This is a genomic window from Kaistella jeonii (genome assembly GCF_000812865.1).
Classification (GTDB): Bacteria; Bacteroidota; Bacteroidia; order Flavobacteriales; family Weeksellaceae; genus Kaistella; species Kaistella jeonii.
On the sequence record NZ_JSYL01000001.1, the window covers coordinates 247,480 to 266,149 of the forward strand.

17 protein-coding genes are annotated in these 18,670 nt (G+C 36.4%); 12 read left to right on the top strand and 5 right to left on the bottom strand.

Features of this window, described 5'->3' with window-relative positions; genetic code table 11:
- The first annotated feature begins 392 nt into the window (after nucleotides 1-392).
- Nucleotides 393-2,237, top strand: a complete 1,845-nt coding sequence (locus OA86_RS01070; protein WP_039347469.1) for a Xaa-Pro dipeptidyl-peptidase — start codon at nucleotides 393-395, stop codon at nucleotides 2,235-2,237.
- A 272-nt stretch (nucleotides 2,238-2,509) separates the two neighbouring features.
- Here OA86_RS01070 and OA86_RS01075 read toward each other — a convergent pair whose 3' ends face one another.
- On the bottom strand, nucleotides 2,510-4,519 hold the full coding sequence (locus tag OA86_RS01075; protein WP_039347472.1) for a M13 family metallopeptidase: 2,010 nt from the start codon (nucleotides 4,517-4,519) through the stop codon (nucleotides 2,510-2,512).
- Between the two features lie 642 nt (nucleotides 4,520-5,161).
- Between OA86_RS01075 and OA86_RS01080 the strand changes: the two genes are divergently transcribed.
- Entirely contained in the window at nucleotides 5,162-5,953 is a 792-nt protein-coding gene (locus tag OA86_RS01080; protein WP_039347474.1) for an alpha/beta fold hydrolase, read from the top strand.
- Nucleotides 5,950-7,074, top strand: coding sequence for a PAS domain-containing sensor histidine kinase (locus OA86_RS01085; protein ID WP_082017279.1), 1,125 nt, complete (start codon nucleotides 5,950-5,952; stop codon nucleotides 7,072-7,074). Before OA86_RS01080 ends, OA86_RS01085 begins: the two co-directional genes overlap by 4 nt.
- A 150-nt stretch (nucleotides 7,075-7,224) precedes the next feature.
- Here OA86_RS01085 and OA86_RS01090 read toward each other — a convergent pair whose 3' ends face one another.
- From OA86_RS01090 to mnmE, 3 genes are all read right to left on the bottom strand, one after another.
- Nucleotides 7,225-7,557: a zinc ribbon domain-containing protein gene (locus OA86_RS01090; RefSeq protein ID WP_039347481.1), complete on the bottom strand. Its 333-nt coding sequence runs from the start codon at nucleotides 7,555-7,557 to the stop codon at nucleotides 7,225-7,227.
- A 241-nt stretch (nucleotides 7,558-7,798) separates the two neighbouring features.
- Nucleotides 7,799-8,956 (bottom strand): lycopene cyclase family protein, encoded by a 1,158-nt coding sequence (locus tag OA86_RS01095; RefSeq protein ID WP_039347486.1) that lies wholly within the window; start codon nucleotides 8,954-8,956, stop codon nucleotides 7,799-7,801.
- Between the two features lie 116 nt (nucleotides 8,957-9,072).
- Nucleotides 9,073-10,584, bottom strand: coding sequence for a tRNA uridine-5-carboxymethylaminomethyl(34) synthesis GTPase MnmE (gene mnmE / locus OA86_RS01100; RefSeq protein WP_039347489.1), 1,512 nt, complete (start codon nucleotides 10,582-10,584; stop codon nucleotides 9,073-9,075).
- Between mnmE and OA86_RS01105 the strand changes: the two genes are divergently transcribed.
- The 8 genes from OA86_RS01105 to OA86_RS01140 all read left to right on the top strand — a co-directional run bounded on the left by OA86_RS01105 (nucleotide 10,583) and on the right by OA86_RS01140 (nucleotide 15,640).
- Nucleotides 10,583-10,813: a hypothetical protein gene (locus tag OA86_RS01105; protein ID WP_039347492.1), complete on the top strand. Its 231-nt coding sequence runs from the start codon at nucleotides 10,583-10,585 to the stop codon at nucleotides 10,811-10,813. The genes mnmE and OA86_RS01105 overlap by 2 nt on opposite strands.
- Nucleotides 10,814-10,859: 46 nt before the next feature.
- Complete coding sequence (locus tag OA86_RS01110) at nucleotides 10,860-11,717, top strand: hypothetical protein (protein WP_039347495.1); 858 nt, start codon at nucleotides 10,860-10,862, stop codon at nucleotides 11,715-11,717.
- Nucleotides 11,717-12,160: a hypothetical protein gene (locus tag OA86_RS01115; RefSeq protein ID WP_039347497.1), complete on the top strand. Its 444-nt coding sequence runs from the start codon at nucleotides 11,717-11,719 to the stop codon at nucleotides 12,158-12,160. The genes OA86_RS01110 and OA86_RS01115 overlap by 1 nt, the downstream gene beginning before the upstream one ends.
- A gap of 74 nt (nucleotides 12,161-12,234) precedes the next feature.
- The gene (locus OA86_RS01120) at nucleotides 12,235-13,002 is read left to right on the top strand and encodes a hypothetical protein (protein ID WP_039347501.1); all 768 of its coding nucleotides are present in this window, start codon (nucleotides 12,235-12,237) and stop codon (nucleotides 13,000-13,002) included.
- Between the two features lie 173 nt (nucleotides 13,003-13,175).
- Nucleotides 13,176-13,724 carry a hypothetical protein gene (locus OA86_RS01125; protein ID WP_039347504.1) on the top strand — a complete coding sequence of 183 codons (549 nt, stop codon included), beginning with the start codon at nucleotides 13,176-13,178 and terminating at the stop codon, nucleotides 13,722-13,724.
- Between the two features lie 28 nt (nucleotides 13,725-13,752).
- Nucleotides 13,753-14,199 (top strand): hypothetical protein, encoded by a 447-nt coding sequence (locus OA86_RS01130; protein WP_039347508.1) that lies wholly within the window; start codon nucleotides 13,753-13,755, stop codon nucleotides 14,197-14,199.
- Nucleotides 14,200-14,336: 137 nt separating this feature from the next.
- The gene (locus OA86_RS01135; RefSeq protein ID WP_126340423.1) at nucleotides 14,337-14,588 is read left to right on the top strand and encodes a hypothetical protein; all 252 of its coding nucleotides are present in this window, start codon (nucleotides 14,337-14,339) and stop codon (nucleotides 14,586-14,588) included.
- Between the two features lie 77 nt (nucleotides 14,589-14,665).
- Nucleotides 14,666-15,640 (top strand): NAD(P)H-quinone oxidoreductase, encoded by a 975-nt coding sequence (locus tag OA86_RS01140; RefSeq protein WP_039347513.1) that lies wholly within the window; start codon nucleotides 14,666-14,668, stop codon nucleotides 15,638-15,640.
- Nucleotides 15,641-16,121: 481 nt separating this feature from the next.
- Here the strand turns inward: OA86_RS01140 and OA86_RS01145 are convergent, their stop codons facing one another.
- Nucleotides 16,122-17,270: an alpha/beta hydrolase gene (locus OA86_RS01145; RefSeq protein WP_039347515.1), complete on the bottom strand. Its 1,149-nt coding sequence runs from the start codon at nucleotides 17,268-17,270 to the stop codon at nucleotides 16,122-16,124.
- A gap of 418 nt (nucleotides 17,271-17,688) precedes the next feature.
- Between OA86_RS01145 and OA86_RS01150 the strand changes: the two genes are divergently transcribed.
- Entirely contained in the window at nucleotides 17,689-18,669 is a 981-nt protein-coding gene (locus OA86_RS01150) for a dipeptidase (protein ID WP_039347517.1), read from the top strand.
- The last annotated feature ends 1 nt before the right edge of the window (nucleotide 18,670 follow it).

Sequence of the window (18,670 nt, forward strand, 5' to 3'; positions counted from 1 at the left end):
TTGATAATAATGTTGATATAATTATAATTACAACAATAATTTGACCAAGAAGGTTATGGATGAATCTTAAATTTTCAGTAACCAGAAAAGCGACCATCTATTTTCTAAACATTAAATTGCTTTTAACAAAATTTAAGCAGGTTTTATCTTAAAAAAGTGCCTTCAAATTAAAGCAAATCACTTTTTATATTTTTATCAGCATTAATAAGTTTGAGGTACTTTTTTAAATAGAAGTTTGAAAGTAGGGATCATTCTGCACCTAATATTTCCAGTCAATTCATTTTTGTCTTTTCACAAGAAATGATATCTTTAACATCAATTAAAAACCGCACAACTGACGTTGCTCAGCGGAACACTCTCAAACCGTAAAAATTATTATGACAAAAAATAGTATGAAAAAACTCATCCAGTCAAGTTTTCTTTTATTCCTAGTCAGTGCATTCCATTCTGTAGATGCGCAAACCATTGTAAAAGCCGTTCCTGTTTTTGAAAATGGACAGGCACAAATTGTCCCAGAATTTAAAGATGCCGACAAATGGATCAGAACAGATCTTTGGGTCGAAACATCTTTTGATACGGACGGTGATGGCAAAAAAGACCGCATGTATGTGGATGTAACGCGACCTTATCAAACCGAAACGGAAGGTTTAAAACTTCCCGTTATTTATGAATCAAGTCCCTATTATTCTGGTGTTGCACCTGATGTAGACGGAGGTTACTGGGACGTCAATCATGAATTAGGAGTGGCCGGAAAAGACCGCGTTCACGCAGAAGTTGTACGAACAGGTACAAGACCTATTATTTCAAACTCACAGACTGCGACCTGGGTTCCGCGAGGTTTTATTGTGGTTCATTCCTGTTCTCCGGGTACAGGTTTGTCGCAAGGTTCGCCTAGTGTTGGTGGTGAAAATGAATCTTTGGCGCCAAAAGCCGTCATCGACTGGCTCAACGGAAGAGCCAATGGCTATACTTCTGCAGACGGAAATGAAAAAGTAAAAGCCTACTGGACAACCGGAAAAGTAGGAATGACCGGAACTTCCTACAACGGAACGATCCCACTTGCTGCAGCGACAACAGGCGTAAAAGGTTTAGAAGTCATCATTCCTGTTGCGCCCAATACTTCTTACTATCATTACTACCGTTCTAATGGATTAGTGCGTTCACCTGGAGGCTATTTAGGAGAAGATATCGATGTGCTGTATGATTTTATTCACAGTGGTGATGAATTGAAACGCGCCTACAGCAATGCGAAAATTCGGGATACCGAAATGAAAAATGGTATGGATCGAATTACGGGGGATTACAATGATTTCTGGGCTGGACGTGATTATCTGAATCAAATGGGAAAGATGAAAGCTGCAATGCTAATGTCTCACGGTTTTAATGACTGGAATGTGATGCCCGAACACAGTTACCGCATATATAAGAAAGCCAAAGAAATGGGTTTAGAAACCGCAATTTACTACCACCAAAATGGCCACGGCGGACAACCACCCCTGGAAATGATGAACAAATGGTTCACCCATTATTTATTTGGAATCGATAATGGCATCCAAAAAGAAGAGAATAAAGCCTTTATTGTTCGGGAAAATGCAGATTTGAATAATCCAACGCCTTACAAAGACTTTCCGAATCCTGAAGCAAAACCCGTAACCTTTTATTTAACGAAAGGGGCACCAAAAGTTGGAGGTTTAATGACTACTAAATCTTCCATTCAGGGGAAAGAAACTTTGGTTGATAATTATTCATTTAATGGTGAAAGTTTAGCCAGAGCAGAAAACACCGATCACCGTTTATTATATGTAAGTCCAAAACTTTTGAACGACGTTCATCTTTCGGGAGTGCCCAAAATAACCGTCAAATTAGCAAGCAGCAAACCTGCGGCAAACTTATCGGTCTGGTTGGTTTCACTACCCTGGAATGAAGGAAGAGGAACAAAAATAACAGATAATATCATTACCCGCGGTTGGGCTGATCCACAAAACCATGCCTCGGTAAGAAAGGGCGAACCTTTAATTCCCGGAAAATATTATGAAGTGTCTTTTGATTTAATGCCCGATGATCAAATCATTAAAAAAGGACAGCAAATAGGACTGCTCATTTTTTCGAGTGATAAGGAATTCACCTTGCATCCAGAACCAGGAACGGAATTAACAATTGATCTGGATGGAACAATGTTGACTTTACCTATTGTAGGCGGTTCGGAAGCGTTTACAAATGCAGTAAAAGAAAATTAGACGGTCGTTTTAATCTATTTTTATGAGATTAAAAATAGAAGAGAAAGCCTAAGAATTCTTTGTTCCGAAATCGGGAATCAATTTTTGGAGTCGAGACGATCAATATGATGAGCAATCGTTCCAACTTATTAAAATATTCATTAAAAAAGGAAGCTCCTGACGAAGCTTCCCTTTTGTTTATAATCTGGTTATCGTAAATGAATTGTCGTTTATTGCGCAGGCATTATAAAAACTCAAAGACGCGTGTTGAAAATAATTTCTCCGTACCATCTTTACCATATTGTGATGCGGTCTTTTTTTGGCAAGAACATTTTATTGCCTTCTTTGACATCAAATGCCTCATAAAAAGGAGTCGTGTTCATCAACGGACCATTAACACGCCAAAGCGGTGGAGAATGCGGATTATTGTTGATCCATAAACGAAGGAATTCATCTTTCATCTTTACCTTCCAGATCTTAGCGACCGACATAAAGAATCTTTGGTCCGGTGTTAAACCATCAATTTTGGTGGAACCCTGCCCTTCTTTAGTCATTTTAAAAGCGTCATAAGCGACAGCGATCCCGGCAATATCGGCGGTATTCTCCCCAACAGTCATGGCACCATTTACGTGTAAATTATCTAAAACCGTAAAGGTACTGTACAGATTAATGACCTGCTGAATTCTTGATTTGAACTGCGCATAATCCTCTTTGGTCCACCAGTTTTTCACATTACCGTCTTTGTCATATTGTGCGCCCTGATCATCAAAAGTATGCGTCAGTTCATGGCCGATCACCATTCCGATTCCACCATAATTCAAAGCGTCATCGGCGTCATTATCAAAATAAGGGGATTGTAATATTCCGGCGGGAAAGACGATCTCATTTGCGGAGGGATTGTTATATGCCGTAACTGTTGAAGGTGTTGTAAACCATTCCGATTTATCCACTGGTTTGCCCAGTTTCGCAATTTCAAGTTGATAATCGGCTGCCGAAGCAGACATCAAATTCTCAAAATAAGTATCTCTTGAAATATTGACTTTGCTGTAATCTTTCCATCGGTCAGGATATCCGATTTTCTTCGTGATGGCAGAAAGCTTTTCTTTTGCTTTTTGTTTGGTAAGATCACTCATCCAGTCCAGTTTATCGATGCGTGCAGCATATGCTTTTTGCACATTATCCACTAAAACCGCCATGCGTTTTTTTGCCGCTTCCGGAAAATATTTCTTCACATACAATTGTCCCAAAGCTTCCCCTAAATTATTATCGACGGCACTTGCCATGATCTCACCGCGTGTTTTTTGTACCGCCTGACCCGAAAGCACTTTATTAAAATTAAAGTCGGCATTCACAAAAGCTTTGCTTAAATCACCTGCATAGCTTGAAATCGTATTTGCTTTGAGATACAGTTTCCAGTTTTGCAGCGGAACAGACTTTAAAAGACCATTTAGTTTTTCGTAATAGGCAGGTTGAGCGACATCAATGGAATCAATTTGAGCACCCAGATGTTTTAGAAAAACTTTCCAGCCAATATTGGGCTGTTCTTTCTCCAGGTCTGCGATCGCCATCATGTTGTAGTTTGCGTGAACATCCCGGCGTTCAACTCTTGTTTTATGGGAAGTGGCAATTTGCCTGTCGATATCATAAATGATCTCTGCATTCTTTTTAGAAGTTGCTGCGTCGGTGCCCGTCAGTTGAAACAAGGTAGAAAGGCAGGTTTTATAGGCGTTTTGTATGGCCACAGTTGGTGCATCTGATTTAAAATAATAATCCCGATCCGGCAAACCAATTCCAGTTTGGTAACTGTGCGCAATGTTCATACTGCTGTTTTTATCATCGGGTCCAACTCCGAACGACATGATGGAACCATTTCCCACTTTAATTTCATCTGCGACAAAAGTCATTAAAGACGGAATATCCCGAATGGCATCAATTTTCGCAAGCGTTGGTTTGATCGGTTCGAAACCGCGTTTTTCAATAGTGATCGTATCCATTCCGGAGGCATAGAAATCGCCCACTTTCTGTTCAATGCTTCCTGCAGGAAACTGACCTTTTGAAACACTTTCCAAAATACCCTGTAAGCGCATCCTCTGCGGATAATTCATAAACATATAGGCGCCGACTCCGGCTTGCGTTGCAGGAATAGGCGTCGCATCGTACCATTTCTTATTGACGTACATAAAAAAGTTATCGCCCGGTTTTATAGATGGGTCTAAACCAGTAATTTCTGTTGATTTTTTTTCTTGAGAAATACCTGCTGAGAAAGTGAATAGCGAAATCAGAAGAATGAGGATGTTTTTCATAATGTAAATACTATCGATAAGAAATTTATTTCATTGATCAAAAATATGCAATTAAACTGTTAAATCTTGATGTTTTGTTTTAAATATCAGCAATATTGAATATCAAACTGATGAAAACTTCAGAAAGCAAAATTACTTAGCAATTCCAAACTTAAAAAAGATATTTTCTAAACTTCATCATTCATAAATAACCCAGAAATCGCCTCTGATTGCTCGAACGATTTTTTTAACTTATAAACTCTCCCTTGCGTAAGGATCGTTGAAAAATTTACCTTTTAAAACTTCAAAAAAGATTGCAGTGAATATACAAGGGATTAAGGTATCGTTGATTTGTAATGACGACATTGCTTTCCTCATCTTTCAGATTTTCAACATCATCGAACGGAACTGTTTTCAAGTTTTACATTTCTGTTTATTTTGGAGGTCAAAATCTAATATGTTATTTCAATTTCAAATCTATCAAATCACCGTTTACTATTCAATCGTAGCGAAACAGTTTTGTTGTAAAACAGAGCTCGTTTAATCTTGATTGAAAGCTTTTTATCCATCCAACTTGATCATAGAAAATAAAGTAGATGTATTTTATATTAATTAATTATCTTGCATGCTTTAAAATTTAATTTTCTGCAGTAATTAACCGTTATGAATGCGATTCAACGAAATAATGTAACGATCAAAGGAAAGGGAACACCAGTGATGCTGTTTGCACATGGATTTGGTTGTGATCAAAACATGTGGCGTTTTGTAACGCCTGCTTTCGAAGAGGATTATAAAGTTGTTTTATTCGATCATGTGGGCGCTGGGAATTCTGATCTGTCGGCTTATTCGACTGAAAAGTATTCACAACTGGAAGGATATGCTGCTGATATTGTGGAGATTTGCGAAGAAATGGAATTAAAAGATATTATTTTTGTAGGTCATTCAGTGAGTTCCCTGATGGGAATGATTGCCTCCCTACAATCACCCGATCTTTTTAAAACTTTAATTATGATAAGTCCATCTCCTTCCTACATCAACGATGGTGATTATGTGGGCGGATTTACGCGGGAACAGATTACTGAATTAATGGAATCCCTGGATAATAATCACTTAGGATGGTCGATGACTATGGCACCGGTGATCATGGCAAATCCGGAGCGCGGAGAATTGGGGGAAGAATTGTCAAACAGTTTTTGCCGCAGCAATCCTGACATTGCAAAAGAGTTTGCGCGCACCACTTTCTTTTCAGATAAAAGACACCTTCTTCCCGAAGTTAATCTTCCTACGCTGATCTTACAATGTTCGGAGGATGTGATTGCGCCTGAAGAAGTGGGTATTTATATGCATGAAAAAATTAAAGACAGTCAACTGGTAATGATGAAAGCAACCGGACATTGCCCAAATCTTAGTGCTCCGGAAGAAACCATCGCAGCCATGAAAGCATTCCTAAAATGATGTCTGATCAAAATAAAAATAATGCTATTCAAGAGCACGAAGCCAATCTGTTTTTTGAAGAATCAATCTCCGGTTTTCTTATCGCCGATGAGAAAAACAGAATTATTCGCAGCAATACACGCGTATCCGACTGGCTAGGAATTTCAGCGGCGGATATAGAAGGAAAAAAGTTTATAGATCTCCTTTCTATTGGAAGTAAGATCTATTTTGAAACCCACCTTTCACCTCTTTTAAAAATGCAGGGCTACTTTGAAGAGATCCTCGTTGAATTGAGCGGTGCGGCAGGTAAAAGACTTAAGATACTGATCAATGCAAAAGAATCCGCTCCAAAAGAAGATAAACCAAAACTCATTTACTATACGCTTTTAGAAGCTTCGGACCGTGTTCAATATGAACAGAATCTACAAAATGCAAAACGCCTTACGGAAGAAGAACTGGAAGACGAACGAAAAAATGTACTCTTAAGAGAACAACTGATCGCTGTTTTGGGACATGACCTGCGGAATCCACTCGGCGCGATCAGCATGACCGTCGGTCTTTTAGAACGGTCGATCAAAGATGATCACCAAAAAAATCTGCTCGGAATTTTAAAAAGAAGCAGCTACCGCATGAATGAGTTGATCGGAAATGTCATGGATTTTGCACGTACCCGATTAGGTGAAGGAATTGTGATCTCACCGCGGGAAGTTGATCTGAAACCTGTATTAGAGCACGTGATGGAAGAACTGAAATTCTTATTTCCAGACCGGCAAATTGCGGCGGACCTTTCTCTAATAGACCCGATCTTTTGCGATGCAGACCGAATTGCACAGCTCGTCTCCAATCTACTTGCAAACGCTTTGACGCACGGTAATCCGCAATCCCCGGTGTATTTTACTGCACGCAACCCATCCAATAAACTGGAAATTTCTGTAGCCAATGAAGGGGAGCAGATCCCGGAATCGTTGCAGGCAATTTTATTTACGCCTTTCAAAAGAGAAGCCGATCGTCCAAGTAATAATGGTCTGGGTTTAGGACTTTACATTGCGGACCAAATTGCACAGGCGCACGGAGGGACTTTATCTTTTGTTTCCAATGAAAAGGAGACGCGCTTTACTTTTGAAATGGAGTTTAGGAATTAGGAGATAAGGAAATTGATTACTTCCCAATACAAAACTCAGAAAATATATTTCCTACATTACATTACTGCCGTTTTTCCAATTTTCTATAACTTAAATGAACAAAAAAAAACAGTCCTTTTGGACTGCTTAGAAAAGTAATAAAAGTTAATTTTATTTTTTTGCTCTAGTGAAAAATGTTAAAAGTCCTAATATTACATCACCTGCAACCCAAATAAAAATTATAAACATAGCACCTAGTCCTGTTCCAATCGCAGCTCCTGCTTGTCCGGCATCAGAGTCTGCACCCGAAATACCATCTGATGCTGCGCCCATTCCAGCTACGAACCACCAAAGCATAAGTAAATTAAATAGAATAAAAAGCCATTTGCTTATTTGACCAAATACTCCCCTTTTCGGTTTTCGAAGTGTTGTTCCACAACTCGGACAAGTTAATGCTGTACTTCCAACTTGTGCACCGCATTCTTTACAATTGATTAACGCCATAATTTTAAGTTTTTTTCTTTAGTTATTTATTTGATTAGTTGAATCAAATATAATTCTAATTTTCTAATTATTAGAATGTGTCTCAATTGATAATTTTATTCTTAAATTAAACTAAAGAATTAATAATATTTGATAAAATAATCAATAATTTATTTAAATATCGATTATTTCCCAAACTAAAATAAACTATTAATCGAATAGTTATAAAAAATAGTATCTATTAGAAAAAAGTTCAGGATTTTCAGAGTTGTTTCAAGCCCGCCCTCATAAAAGGTCCAATGGGTAGCGCAGTCACCATTTTAAGATCCTCCCAAATCGTACTTTCATTTCCCAGGAATTTTAAAATATCTTCGGGTGAGCGTTTTGAAAACATCAGTGAGAAAATATCTTTTCCTGCCATTTTCCCAGATAAAATCACTTCCAGCAAAGTTCGGTCATACCATTCATACCGCTTATCATCAAACGATTTCTCCGGATTAGGATTTTTTTCTTGCAATAAATTGTCAATTATTTTCGCTGTATTTTTCTGCACAAACTGAAAAGTGTATCCACTACTTGCCTTGGTGTAACCGCCTGCTGTTCCAATGTTGATGATGCGATTAAAAGCATCGCTTTTCCGCTCAAACTTGGCGAGAGACATTGGGATGATTCCAAATTCGGTATGGGTAATTTCGTAATCCGAGATTTGAAGATCATTTTTAATGTAATGCGTCAACGCCGCTTGATATTCTTCTTTGGGCAAAACACTTTTACTGAATAAGGTATACTCTACCAATGCTTCCGTGGAACTTGTTGGTAAAACATACATAAATGTGGCGCCATGTTTTTGATCTAAAGTAAAGTCCATTAAAGTCCCCACCTTTGAATCGAAAGTATCGTTTTTAGTTTTAATCACCCAACCCGTAAAATGTTGAAGCAATGAATTTTCTTCAGTGATCTTCGGATTGAATAAAGAAGTTGAATTGAATAAATATTCAGATTGGTAAGTGTTTTCCTCAGTTTCTACGGTCGCTTCAAGAGCGTCTGAAGTAATTCCTTTTATATTTTCATTTTTAAAACTCACATTTTCAAAACCTGCGGCATAAGATAGGACGAATTCATAAAAATCTTTTCCCTGTATCATTTTGTAGCGATACTTTTCCAGATCAAATTGCCGCGTGAATTCTTCATTTTTAAAGATCAAAGATTTCCATTCGTGCATAACCACCGATTCAAAAAGACCTTTTCCTTCCTCCCAAAAACACCAGGTTCTATCATTCTCATTTTTCTGAACCCGATCGATCACCAGGATTTTTTTAGATTGTAAAACCGGATCAACGAGCAATCGGTAAAGCAAACTTAATCCTGCACAACCGGAGCCGGCAATGATATAATCGTATTTGAGGTCGTTATTCTTCATAAAATTTTGAGGTGATCTGCTATTCTTCAATAGAATTTTCAAAAATGATGTTCGTCGATAAAGATAGACTTTTACGGATTTAAAAAATTTAAATAAGTGGTTTAAGATTTTGGGATTTACTTTCCAATACAAAATTTAGAAAAAATATTCCCCAACACTTCATCATTCGTAAACTCCCCGGAAATCTCCCCCAACTGCTCCAGCGCATTTCTCAACTCATACGCCAGCAATTCGGTATGAATCCCAGAACTCACCGCTTCCTCCACTTGTAAAACAGATTGCAGCGATTTCTGCAACGCATCAAAATGCCTTTGATTCGTAATGATCACATTGCTTTCCTGATCTTTCAAATTCTCCACGTAATCGATCAAAACAGTTTTCACGGCTTCAATTCCTGTTTGATCTTTCGCGGAAATCCTCAATAACTCATCACAATAATCCGGAAACAATTCCAGATTTAAAGTGGCGTCAAATTCGTTTGGAGTTTCGTCGTTGGTCAAATCCACTTTATTATGAACCAGCACAATTTTCAAATCCTCCCGGTGGAATTCCTTCACAAAAGCAATCACTTCTTCCGTCGTAGAATCCCGCTCATCGTAGAGATACAACAGCACTTTCGCCGAAGCAATTTTCTCCTTCGCTTTCGTTACGCCAATTTTCTCAATGATATCCGTTGTTTCCCGAAGTCCTGCCGTATCCACAAACCGAAAAGCCGTTCCTTTCAAATGAATCACTTCTTCAATCGTATCACGCGTTGTCCCTGCAATTTCAGAAACAATCGCTCTTTCCTCTTTCAGCAAAGCATTCAAAAGCGTCGATTTCCCCGCGTTCGGTTTCCCGATAATGGCGACTTCCACTCCATTTTTCAGCGCATTTCCGTATTGGAAACTCTCAATCAAAGCGCTCAGTTTATGGCGCAAGTTGAGCAGCAGTTTATTCATGGCAGTACGGTCCGCAAATTCCACATCCTCTTCCCCGAAATCCAGTTCCAGTTCAATCAGCGACGTAAAATTCAGCAAGTCATTTCTAAGGATCGAAATCTCATTCGTAATTCCCCCTTTCAACTGATTTAATGCCACTTTCCGCGACGCCTCATTTTCCGAAGCAATCAAATCAGCAATCGATTCCGCCTGCGCCAGATCAATTCTGCCGTTCATAAAAGCACGCATCGTAAATTCCCCGGCTTTCGCCAGTCTCGCCCCGTTCTTCACCAAAACTTCCAGAATTTTCTTCGCAATATGCGGCGATCCGTGAAAAGAAATTTCGACAGAATCTTCAGCCGTAAAGCTTTTTGGAGCTTTAAAAACCGAAACCATCACTTCATCAATCACTTCAGTATTCTCGGGTTTCGGGTTTCGGGTTTCGGGTTTTAAACCATCATTTTCAACTAAATCATTTTGCATGTTGGAACTCGCATCCCGCACATCGAAACTTGCATTTGGGCTCTTATCCACGATATAACCATAATGAATGGTGTGCGTTTTCACCTCCTGCAGATCCTTACCTTCAAAAATTTTAGCCGCAATTTGAAAAGCCTCGTTACCCGAAATTCTTATAATTCCAATAGCTCCAACTCCGTTTGCCGTGGCGATTGCACAAATAGTATCTTGATTTAAATTCACGTTCATGTCGCAAAATTACGGAATTATTCCTGTTTTTAGGAGCACCAAGATTTCGCCTCTTTCGAAGACCCGTCCCGCTGTCCACTATATCTTATTTGTTCCGCCTTTCGGCGAAACAAATAAGGATGCCGTTTCCATCGGGGCTAGAATGGAGGGTGGTTCTTCATTCGAAGATATTATAGATATTTCGGAAAGTGATGGAGATAAATTTAAAGTTAAGAAAAGTATTTTGTAGATTTGATAATTAACACTTTTTATAAAAAAAAATTAATCACTTAAAAATGGATAAAGAAAACAAAATTATAAAATTTAATATTTTCAGATATCATTTACTACCAATTGATAGCAATCCAAAAATTTTAGAGTTATTTCCAAAGAAGAAATACACTTTAGATGATTTAAAAGCAATCAAAAATGATCTGTTAAAAAAAATACTTGAGTCGCTTGAGAATTCAGATTCTAATACAAATCCCTTAAAACTTGAAGATAAAGACGGTGAACTTTTTTTATTTAAAATTGCGCAAAAAAAACAAGCAATTATAACCAACAATTTTAAAAATAAAATTGTAAATAATGAACCTTATGTTTATGTAATAATAAATAATAATAAAGATGTTCAGAAAATTGCAATTAGTGAAAACTTTGATGCTTTCAGTACAACCACAGTGGTGAAGAATCTACTTAAAACAATTTTAAGAAAGGAGTTGAGAAAATTTGGACTCAATATAGAAATTGAACAAATATTCAGTTCAATTAGTTTCTGGGAATTTATTAAATCTTATAAATATAAAATCTCTTACTTAAATTTCGAGTACATAAAGCCAAATATGGCAAATATTTCTGGCAAACTCCCAGAAGACTTTAGAAAATTAGCAGAAAATGTTAATAGTCATGAAAGTCATTTGACTTTAAAGGCTCCTGAAAATGGCGTTCTGGAAAATATAGATAAGAAAAATAAAGTTATTAGTGGGCTCGTTGATTATAGCTCGTTAGGAGGCGGAAATATTAAAGTTAAAATTAAGGGAATTAGAAAACAAAAAAGCACTTCCGAAAATCCAGAATTTATAGAAATCAGAGAAATTGATCTGGAAGGACAAGCAGATCAAATAATAAAACTTTATAAAACAATAGTTGAATAATGACAAGTGATATAAAAAACATATCAATAGTTTTTCTCATTTCTATTATAACAATTTACATTTGTTATTTGATAGAATCAAGTAGCCTTTTTGAATATTTAAACAATAATCTACTTACGATTTTGCTTGCCTTCTTAGCTATAAACACAGCAAGTCTAGGCCATTTGGCAGCAAAGATTCAAGATATTATGGTTATTCATAATCACCTAAATTTTAGTGCTACTATTTTTGAAATGAAGAAATCATTAGTAGAACAAATTATTTTGATTGTACTTGCGATTATTATAATAATTATTCGTGAAAGTAATTTAAATTTCCTACTTAAGTTTGAAATTTTAAATATTTTTTCCCTAGCAATTTTCTTATATGGAATTAATATTTTGTGGGATACTGGAAAAAGTGTCTTTGTAATTATCGATGAAATAAAAAAAATTAACAGGTAATTAATACAATTTAATTTCTTGCTAAATAGCTCTGAAAAAGTAAATTATAGAACATTTTTTTAAAAACACTCTCAATGATTGAAAATTTAATTCCTAATTTTCCAGCAATTTATCGTGAATATTCAAATCTTTTCGATCAAGTAGAAATTCGAATTGCGGACGAAGAAAACGAAGCAGAAATAAATAATTTATTATCATTCCAAAATGAGTTTAATAAGTTTGATACTAAATTAAGATTAGGAATTTCAATAACTGAAATAACACTTGATGATAACTTTGTACGTCGGAAGATGGGCGCATTAAAAGATTGTCACTTGTATTTTTACAAATTAACTGATTTATGGTTTGCATATGAAACATATTTTAAGTTTTATTTTTCCGCTCTAAATATTAATTTATCAAATAGAAAAATAATTTGGTTGGACGACAATACGAACGAAATGTACTATAACAATGATAATATACAAACTGCTCTTTGGGATACTAATAATGAAGTAATAGACAAATTTCCAAATGTTCATAAAAGGAAAGCCTTAAAAGAATATTTAATTTATTGTATGGAAGGAGCTAAGGGTGGTCAAAAAAGCAGGTTAAATACGATAATAAATAAAATTTCTATCAATAATGAACTCCCTCTATTAAATCATTCAGAATTATTAACAATTACTTATTCTATTAGAAATAATTTTGTACATAATGGCGAAGTGACGATATATCCAGAAAACTTCAGTTATGTTTTAAAGAATAGACTATTACAAATTTTGTACAAATATTTAGTCGTGATCACAGTAAAATCTGCATCAATCACAATCGAGGAAAAATTAAGAATAAGTATAGTTTAATTAATAGACGGATAAAAATCAATCCTTTTCTAAAAATATTTAAATTCGAAGTATATTATAACGTATGTTTTATAAAAATTAACTTATATTTTATCTATAAAATATGCGCGCAATCCACATCACAAAATCCGCTTGACAAAAGTTTTACAATTACAGGAAACTCCAAAACCTCAATGAAAACTAAGCTCTTCCTTCTAACATTTCTCACTTTAACAACTTTGCTCTTCGGACAAACAGCAGAAAAAATTGCTGCAGTTCGCAAAAAGGTCGAAGCCATCAACACAGAAAAAAGTTATCAGGTCAAAAAATTAGATAGCGACTATTTTGTGAATGTTAATAACGAGACTGCTGATGGTGGACAAGAACTTTCCGGTTATTATAAAAATGGAAAACTAAAAAAAATTATTTACAGTGTCGGAATTTCTTACGGAATGAAAACCTGCGAATATTTCTTTTCAAACGATGAATTAATTTTCGTTTTTGAAAAGCAGGATCAATTTGCAGCTATAAACGACCAGTCAAATCAAGGAACTGGATTGGATCACACAAAACTCACATCCGTCTACACAGGTCGGTTTTATTTCGAAAACTCCAAATTATTTTCAATCAAGCAAACTGGAAAAGAGATTTCCAATAAAATGTATAAGAAAAGTAAAGAGGCAGAACTTTTAAAAGATAGTAAAGTTTTCCGTGCTGAATTAGAGAAAGCAAAAAGCAAGTAAGAGCGTTCGATTAAAAAGCTAAATCAATATGAATATATTTAAATCCATTATCAACAGCGTCAAAACGTTTGGTAGAAACACCAGCACTGAAAAACGCAGAGATCGCTTTACTGCAAAGCAAATTCAATTGGATGATTTAGGTGAAGAACTTAACCTGGTCTTGGAGGGAAAAACCGATTTTAATTTTACCGGGATCAATGCAAATGGGTACGACAGTTTCTTCTTTGTCAGGAATGACCAAAATTTTAATTTAGAGTTTAGGGCACTTAAAAAGATTCAGCTTCCTTACTTAGAACTGTTAGAAAAATTTGCTTTGAAAAACAACATCAAGTTTGAAACAGAAAATCTGGATAGAATCCCTTATTTAAGTCTTAAAACAAATACGAGTATCACGGAAACGGTCGATTTGGCAAAACGTATCCAAAAAGAAGTTTTTGGAAATAATGACAGTACATTATATAAAGTGATTCCTTAACGATATTCCTATTTATAAAAGATAAAATGTGCAGCGATTGTTTTGATAAGCAGTATTACGGTTTTCCGTCTTACACGGAATATGAAGAGTTTGAAGAAATCCTAGATTTAAAAACTCGCGCGCATAAGATTGAAATTATGGAATCAGAAAATGAAGGAACAAAAGGATTAATTGATTATCGCTTGTATTTCAAATGTAATACCTGCAATGAAAACTATGTGTTATCAATACCAGACAATGCTTGGAGAGGATATTTTTTAACTGAACAAAATGCAATTTTCTATCATAAAAATTTAAGAATGTCAGATACAGATAAAAGAAATGGTTGTCTGATTTTCATTCTCCTTCTTTGTTCACTTTTTCTGTATGCACTTTTTGAAAACTTTTAAATAAACTCTTAAAATAAAACTTTTGTGACTTTTGTGGTTTTAAAAAAAACCAAACTACTCCATCAAAAAACAAAAATATGAAAGCAATCCATATCACAAAATCCGGTGGACCGGAAGTTTTACAATTACAGGAAACTCCAAAACCAAAACCGGCAGAAAACCAGGTGCTCATTAAAGTAAAAGCTGCAGGTGTCAATCGCAGCGATATTATCACGCGACAAAACACAGCCACTTACGGCAAAGGTTCGCCGACCACTTTAATTCCCGGCTTAGAAGTTTCCGGTGAAATAACAGAAATCGGTTTCGCCGTAACAGATAAAAAAGTTGGCGATAAAGTATGTGCACTCATCGCAGACGGCGGCTATGCCGAATATGTGGCGGTCGACGGTTCTCACTGTCTTCCTGTTCCTGAAGGAATCAGTCTCACCGACGCGGCGGCAATTCCAGAAACGGTTTTTACGGTTTGGTTCAACGTCTTTCATTTGGGCAAACTTCAACCGGGTGAAAAATTACTGATCCACGGCGGAACCAGCGGCATCGGAACCATGGGTTTGCAAATGGCAAAAGCGTGGGGTTGCAAAACCTACACCACCGCCGGAAGTGAAGATAAGATCGATTTCCTCCAAAAAATGGGCGTTGACAAAGTCATCAACTACAAAAAAGAGGCTTTCGAAGAAGTTTGGAAAAACGAGAAAATAGATGTCATTTTAGACATGGTCGGTGGAGATTACACCCAAAAGAATCTCGAGATCCTTAATAAAAAAGGCCGACTTTGTTACATCAACGGCATGAGAACCACAGACGTCAATATTAATCTGCGCACCATTATGGCGAAGAATCTCACCCTGACCGGAAGTTTTCTAAAACCCCAAACCGCCGAAGTAAAAACCCAAATCGCCAAAGACGTCGAAAAAAACATCTGGCCGATGTTTCATTCAAAAGAAATTCATCCCATAATCTACAAAACCTTCCCACTCGCAGAAGCCGCCGAAGCACACCGATTAATGGAAAGCAGCGAACATATCGGCAAGATTTTGCTAACGATAGATTAATGCTAGTTTGAGAATTTGAGAATTTGCTAATTTGAAGATGAGATTCTTCACTACATTTCGCTTTGCTGCATTCGTTCTGAATGACAAAATCCTTTTATAAAAAGTAAACTCGTATTTGCAGGTGACCCAGGAAACGGAGCCGTTAAGAAAATTGGAATTTGAGCCGTTTAGAAACTTCTGGTGTTCGAAGAGCGGCAATAATTTTTAATCGAAGAAATAATTTTCTTTCCGCTCAAGTTCAGAAGTTTTAGGATCAGATTTCAATTTTTAGGTGAATTTCCAGTCTTGATTTTTTGTTTCTTTTTTATCAAGAAAAAAGAATTCAGAAAAGAAAATTCTTTTAAAAAAATGCTAATATTTCACGTTCAACTTCATTCCACTATGAATAACAATCTCAAGCAATTCAGAAAATTTTTACGTTGAAAATTTATTTTTGAGATTCTACCTTTCGCTTTCCTTCAAACAAATCAAAACAGATCAACTACTTTTTTACTTCCGTCACCGACTTAAAAAACCTTTCCACAGCATACATCGCCAATTGTCCGCCGGGACCATTTAAATTGTACTCAAAACCATGGGTTCCCCAAGGAATCGTCAGTAAATAATTTTTTACTTTATGTTTTTCCAGTTCATTTCTCATGGCAACACTTTGTACGTGCCAAACATGAGCATCATTGATTCCGTGTGCAAGAAGCGTCGGTGGCGAATCTGCAGTAACGTGAAACAAAGGTGATTCTGCATGATATCTTTCGGGAACTTCTTCCGGAGTGCCACCTAAGAAGTCGCGTTCTACTTTTCTGGAATCCATGATCCAGGGATTGTCGGGATTTTTGTAGCTCCACGGCATATTGATGGCGCCGTAAAAAGCAGCAATTCCTTTTACACCATTTTCATGTCCGGTGTAACCCATCGTTAAAATGTTAGAAGCTCCGGCTGATCTTCCCATCATCACAAAGTTGGTGGTATCGATTTTTAATTCGGTCGAATGTTTTCGAAGCCATTTAAAAGCAGAATGCAGATCTTCCTGTTGCGCCGGACTGGGAAATTTTGGGGCTAAACGGTACTCAATGGTAGCAACTTGATAACCTGCATTTGCAAAATAATTATTGGCCGCGGCGATTTCGCTGTTATTTCCCTGCTTCCAGGAACCGCCATGAACAACGATTAAACAAGGACGAACACCAGGAATTGCAGAAGGCGTGAAGTTTAAAGTCAAATCTACGCCGCCATTTTTTGAATAATGATAGGTTTTAAAGGGAATATCTTTTGCGCCATTTCCAGTAAACATTTGAATAAAACTAAACGGTTTTTCCTGATGAAATCCAGTCATATCAGAATCTTTGACTCCAAATGACTTTTCCAAATCCTGCGGTAAATGACTTCCAACATTATAAGCGCGAATGATTGGAGAGGTTAAAATCATAAATGTTATTACACCGATTATTAAAGAAGCGGTACGAAACTTCTTCGAATACCAAGTCCAGATCAATAAAGTCAAAGAAACAAGCATAAATATCCAGGGAAATTCGGGAACTGCAATGCCGACATACCAAACGTAATGGCTCGGAACCGGAAAGAAATTAACAAGGGAAAGTATGAACAGAATGACAATGAGGATAAATCGTACCAAAGTTTTATTTTTAGGAAGATACGATAAATGTGAAAATGCAGATTCAATTCTACTTATTCAGCGGGAATTATCTGCATTAAAAAATTTTCTAAGCGTGAATAACATGATATAAAAATTATTTTTTGTTCTTTTGTCTTGAAACTAAAAAAGAAAAAGTTCAAGACTCGAAACTCACCTAAAAATTGAAATTAAATTCTAAAACTTCCATTATTTATCTCGTCATCGAGACGAGATTTGAGCGAATAGAAAATTATTTCTTCGAATAAAGATTCTTGCCGCTCTTCATACAGTAGAAGTTTGCCTCACCATTTATTATCGTTTTATTTGTTTTGGCGAACCTCCGTTGTCGGTTTTTTAACGAATTAATTTATAATTTTCTTAACGGCTAAGTTTCCTAAATGATCAATATAAAAATATCATGAAAAAACCAGTTATCGATCTTCATTGTGATCTACTCAGTTATTTAACGCGTCCAAATTCTTCCATTTATAACGCAGAAGATATGGGTTGTGCGGTGCCTTTTTTGAAAGAGGGAAATGTGAAACTGCAGATCATGGCCATTTTTGCGCCTGTGGAAAGTAAAAGCCATGAATTTGGTTTGAAGCAAAGTGAAATTTTCAAAAATTTAAATGAAGAAGAATATGAACTGTACCGTTTTGAACAACAGCATTTAGAAAGTTTCCAGACAAATGAAAACATTGGAATGCTGGCTTCTGTAGAAAGTGGTTCGGCATTTTGTGATGAAAGCATGCCTCTAAAAGAAGGTTTTGCAAATCTGGAAAGAATTATTGACAATGTTGGTTCAATCATGTACATCAGTTTTACGCATCATGCTGAAAACAGATTTGGCGGTGGCAACTACTCCACTGCAGGCTTAAAAAATGACGGAAAAGCTTTGATCGATTATTTACACAACAGAAAGATCGCAATCGATTTTTCCCATACGAGCGACGCTTTGGCTTATGATATTCTGGAGTATATTTCAAAAGAAAATATCAACGTCCCAATTATTGCGAGTCATTCGAATTACCGTCCGGTTTTTGAACATCCGAGAAACTTACCCGATGATATTGCGAAAGAGATCATTCACAGAAAAGGATTGATCGGACTGAATTTTGTGCGCGCATTTGTGAATCCAGAAAAAGTAGAAGCTTTAGAAGAACACGTTGCGCACGGACTTGATTTAGGTGCAGAAAATGCGATCTGTTATGGCACTGATTATTTTTACACGAAGGAAAATCCGGACAAGTCAAGAATTCCTTTTTATTTTAAGGAACATGAAAATGCAGGGTGTTATCCTCAAATTAATGAGGTCTTCGAACAACAATTTGGAACTGAACAAACAGAAAGAATTAGCAGTCAAAATGCTTTAGAATTTTTGAAAAGACTTTGGAAGTAGG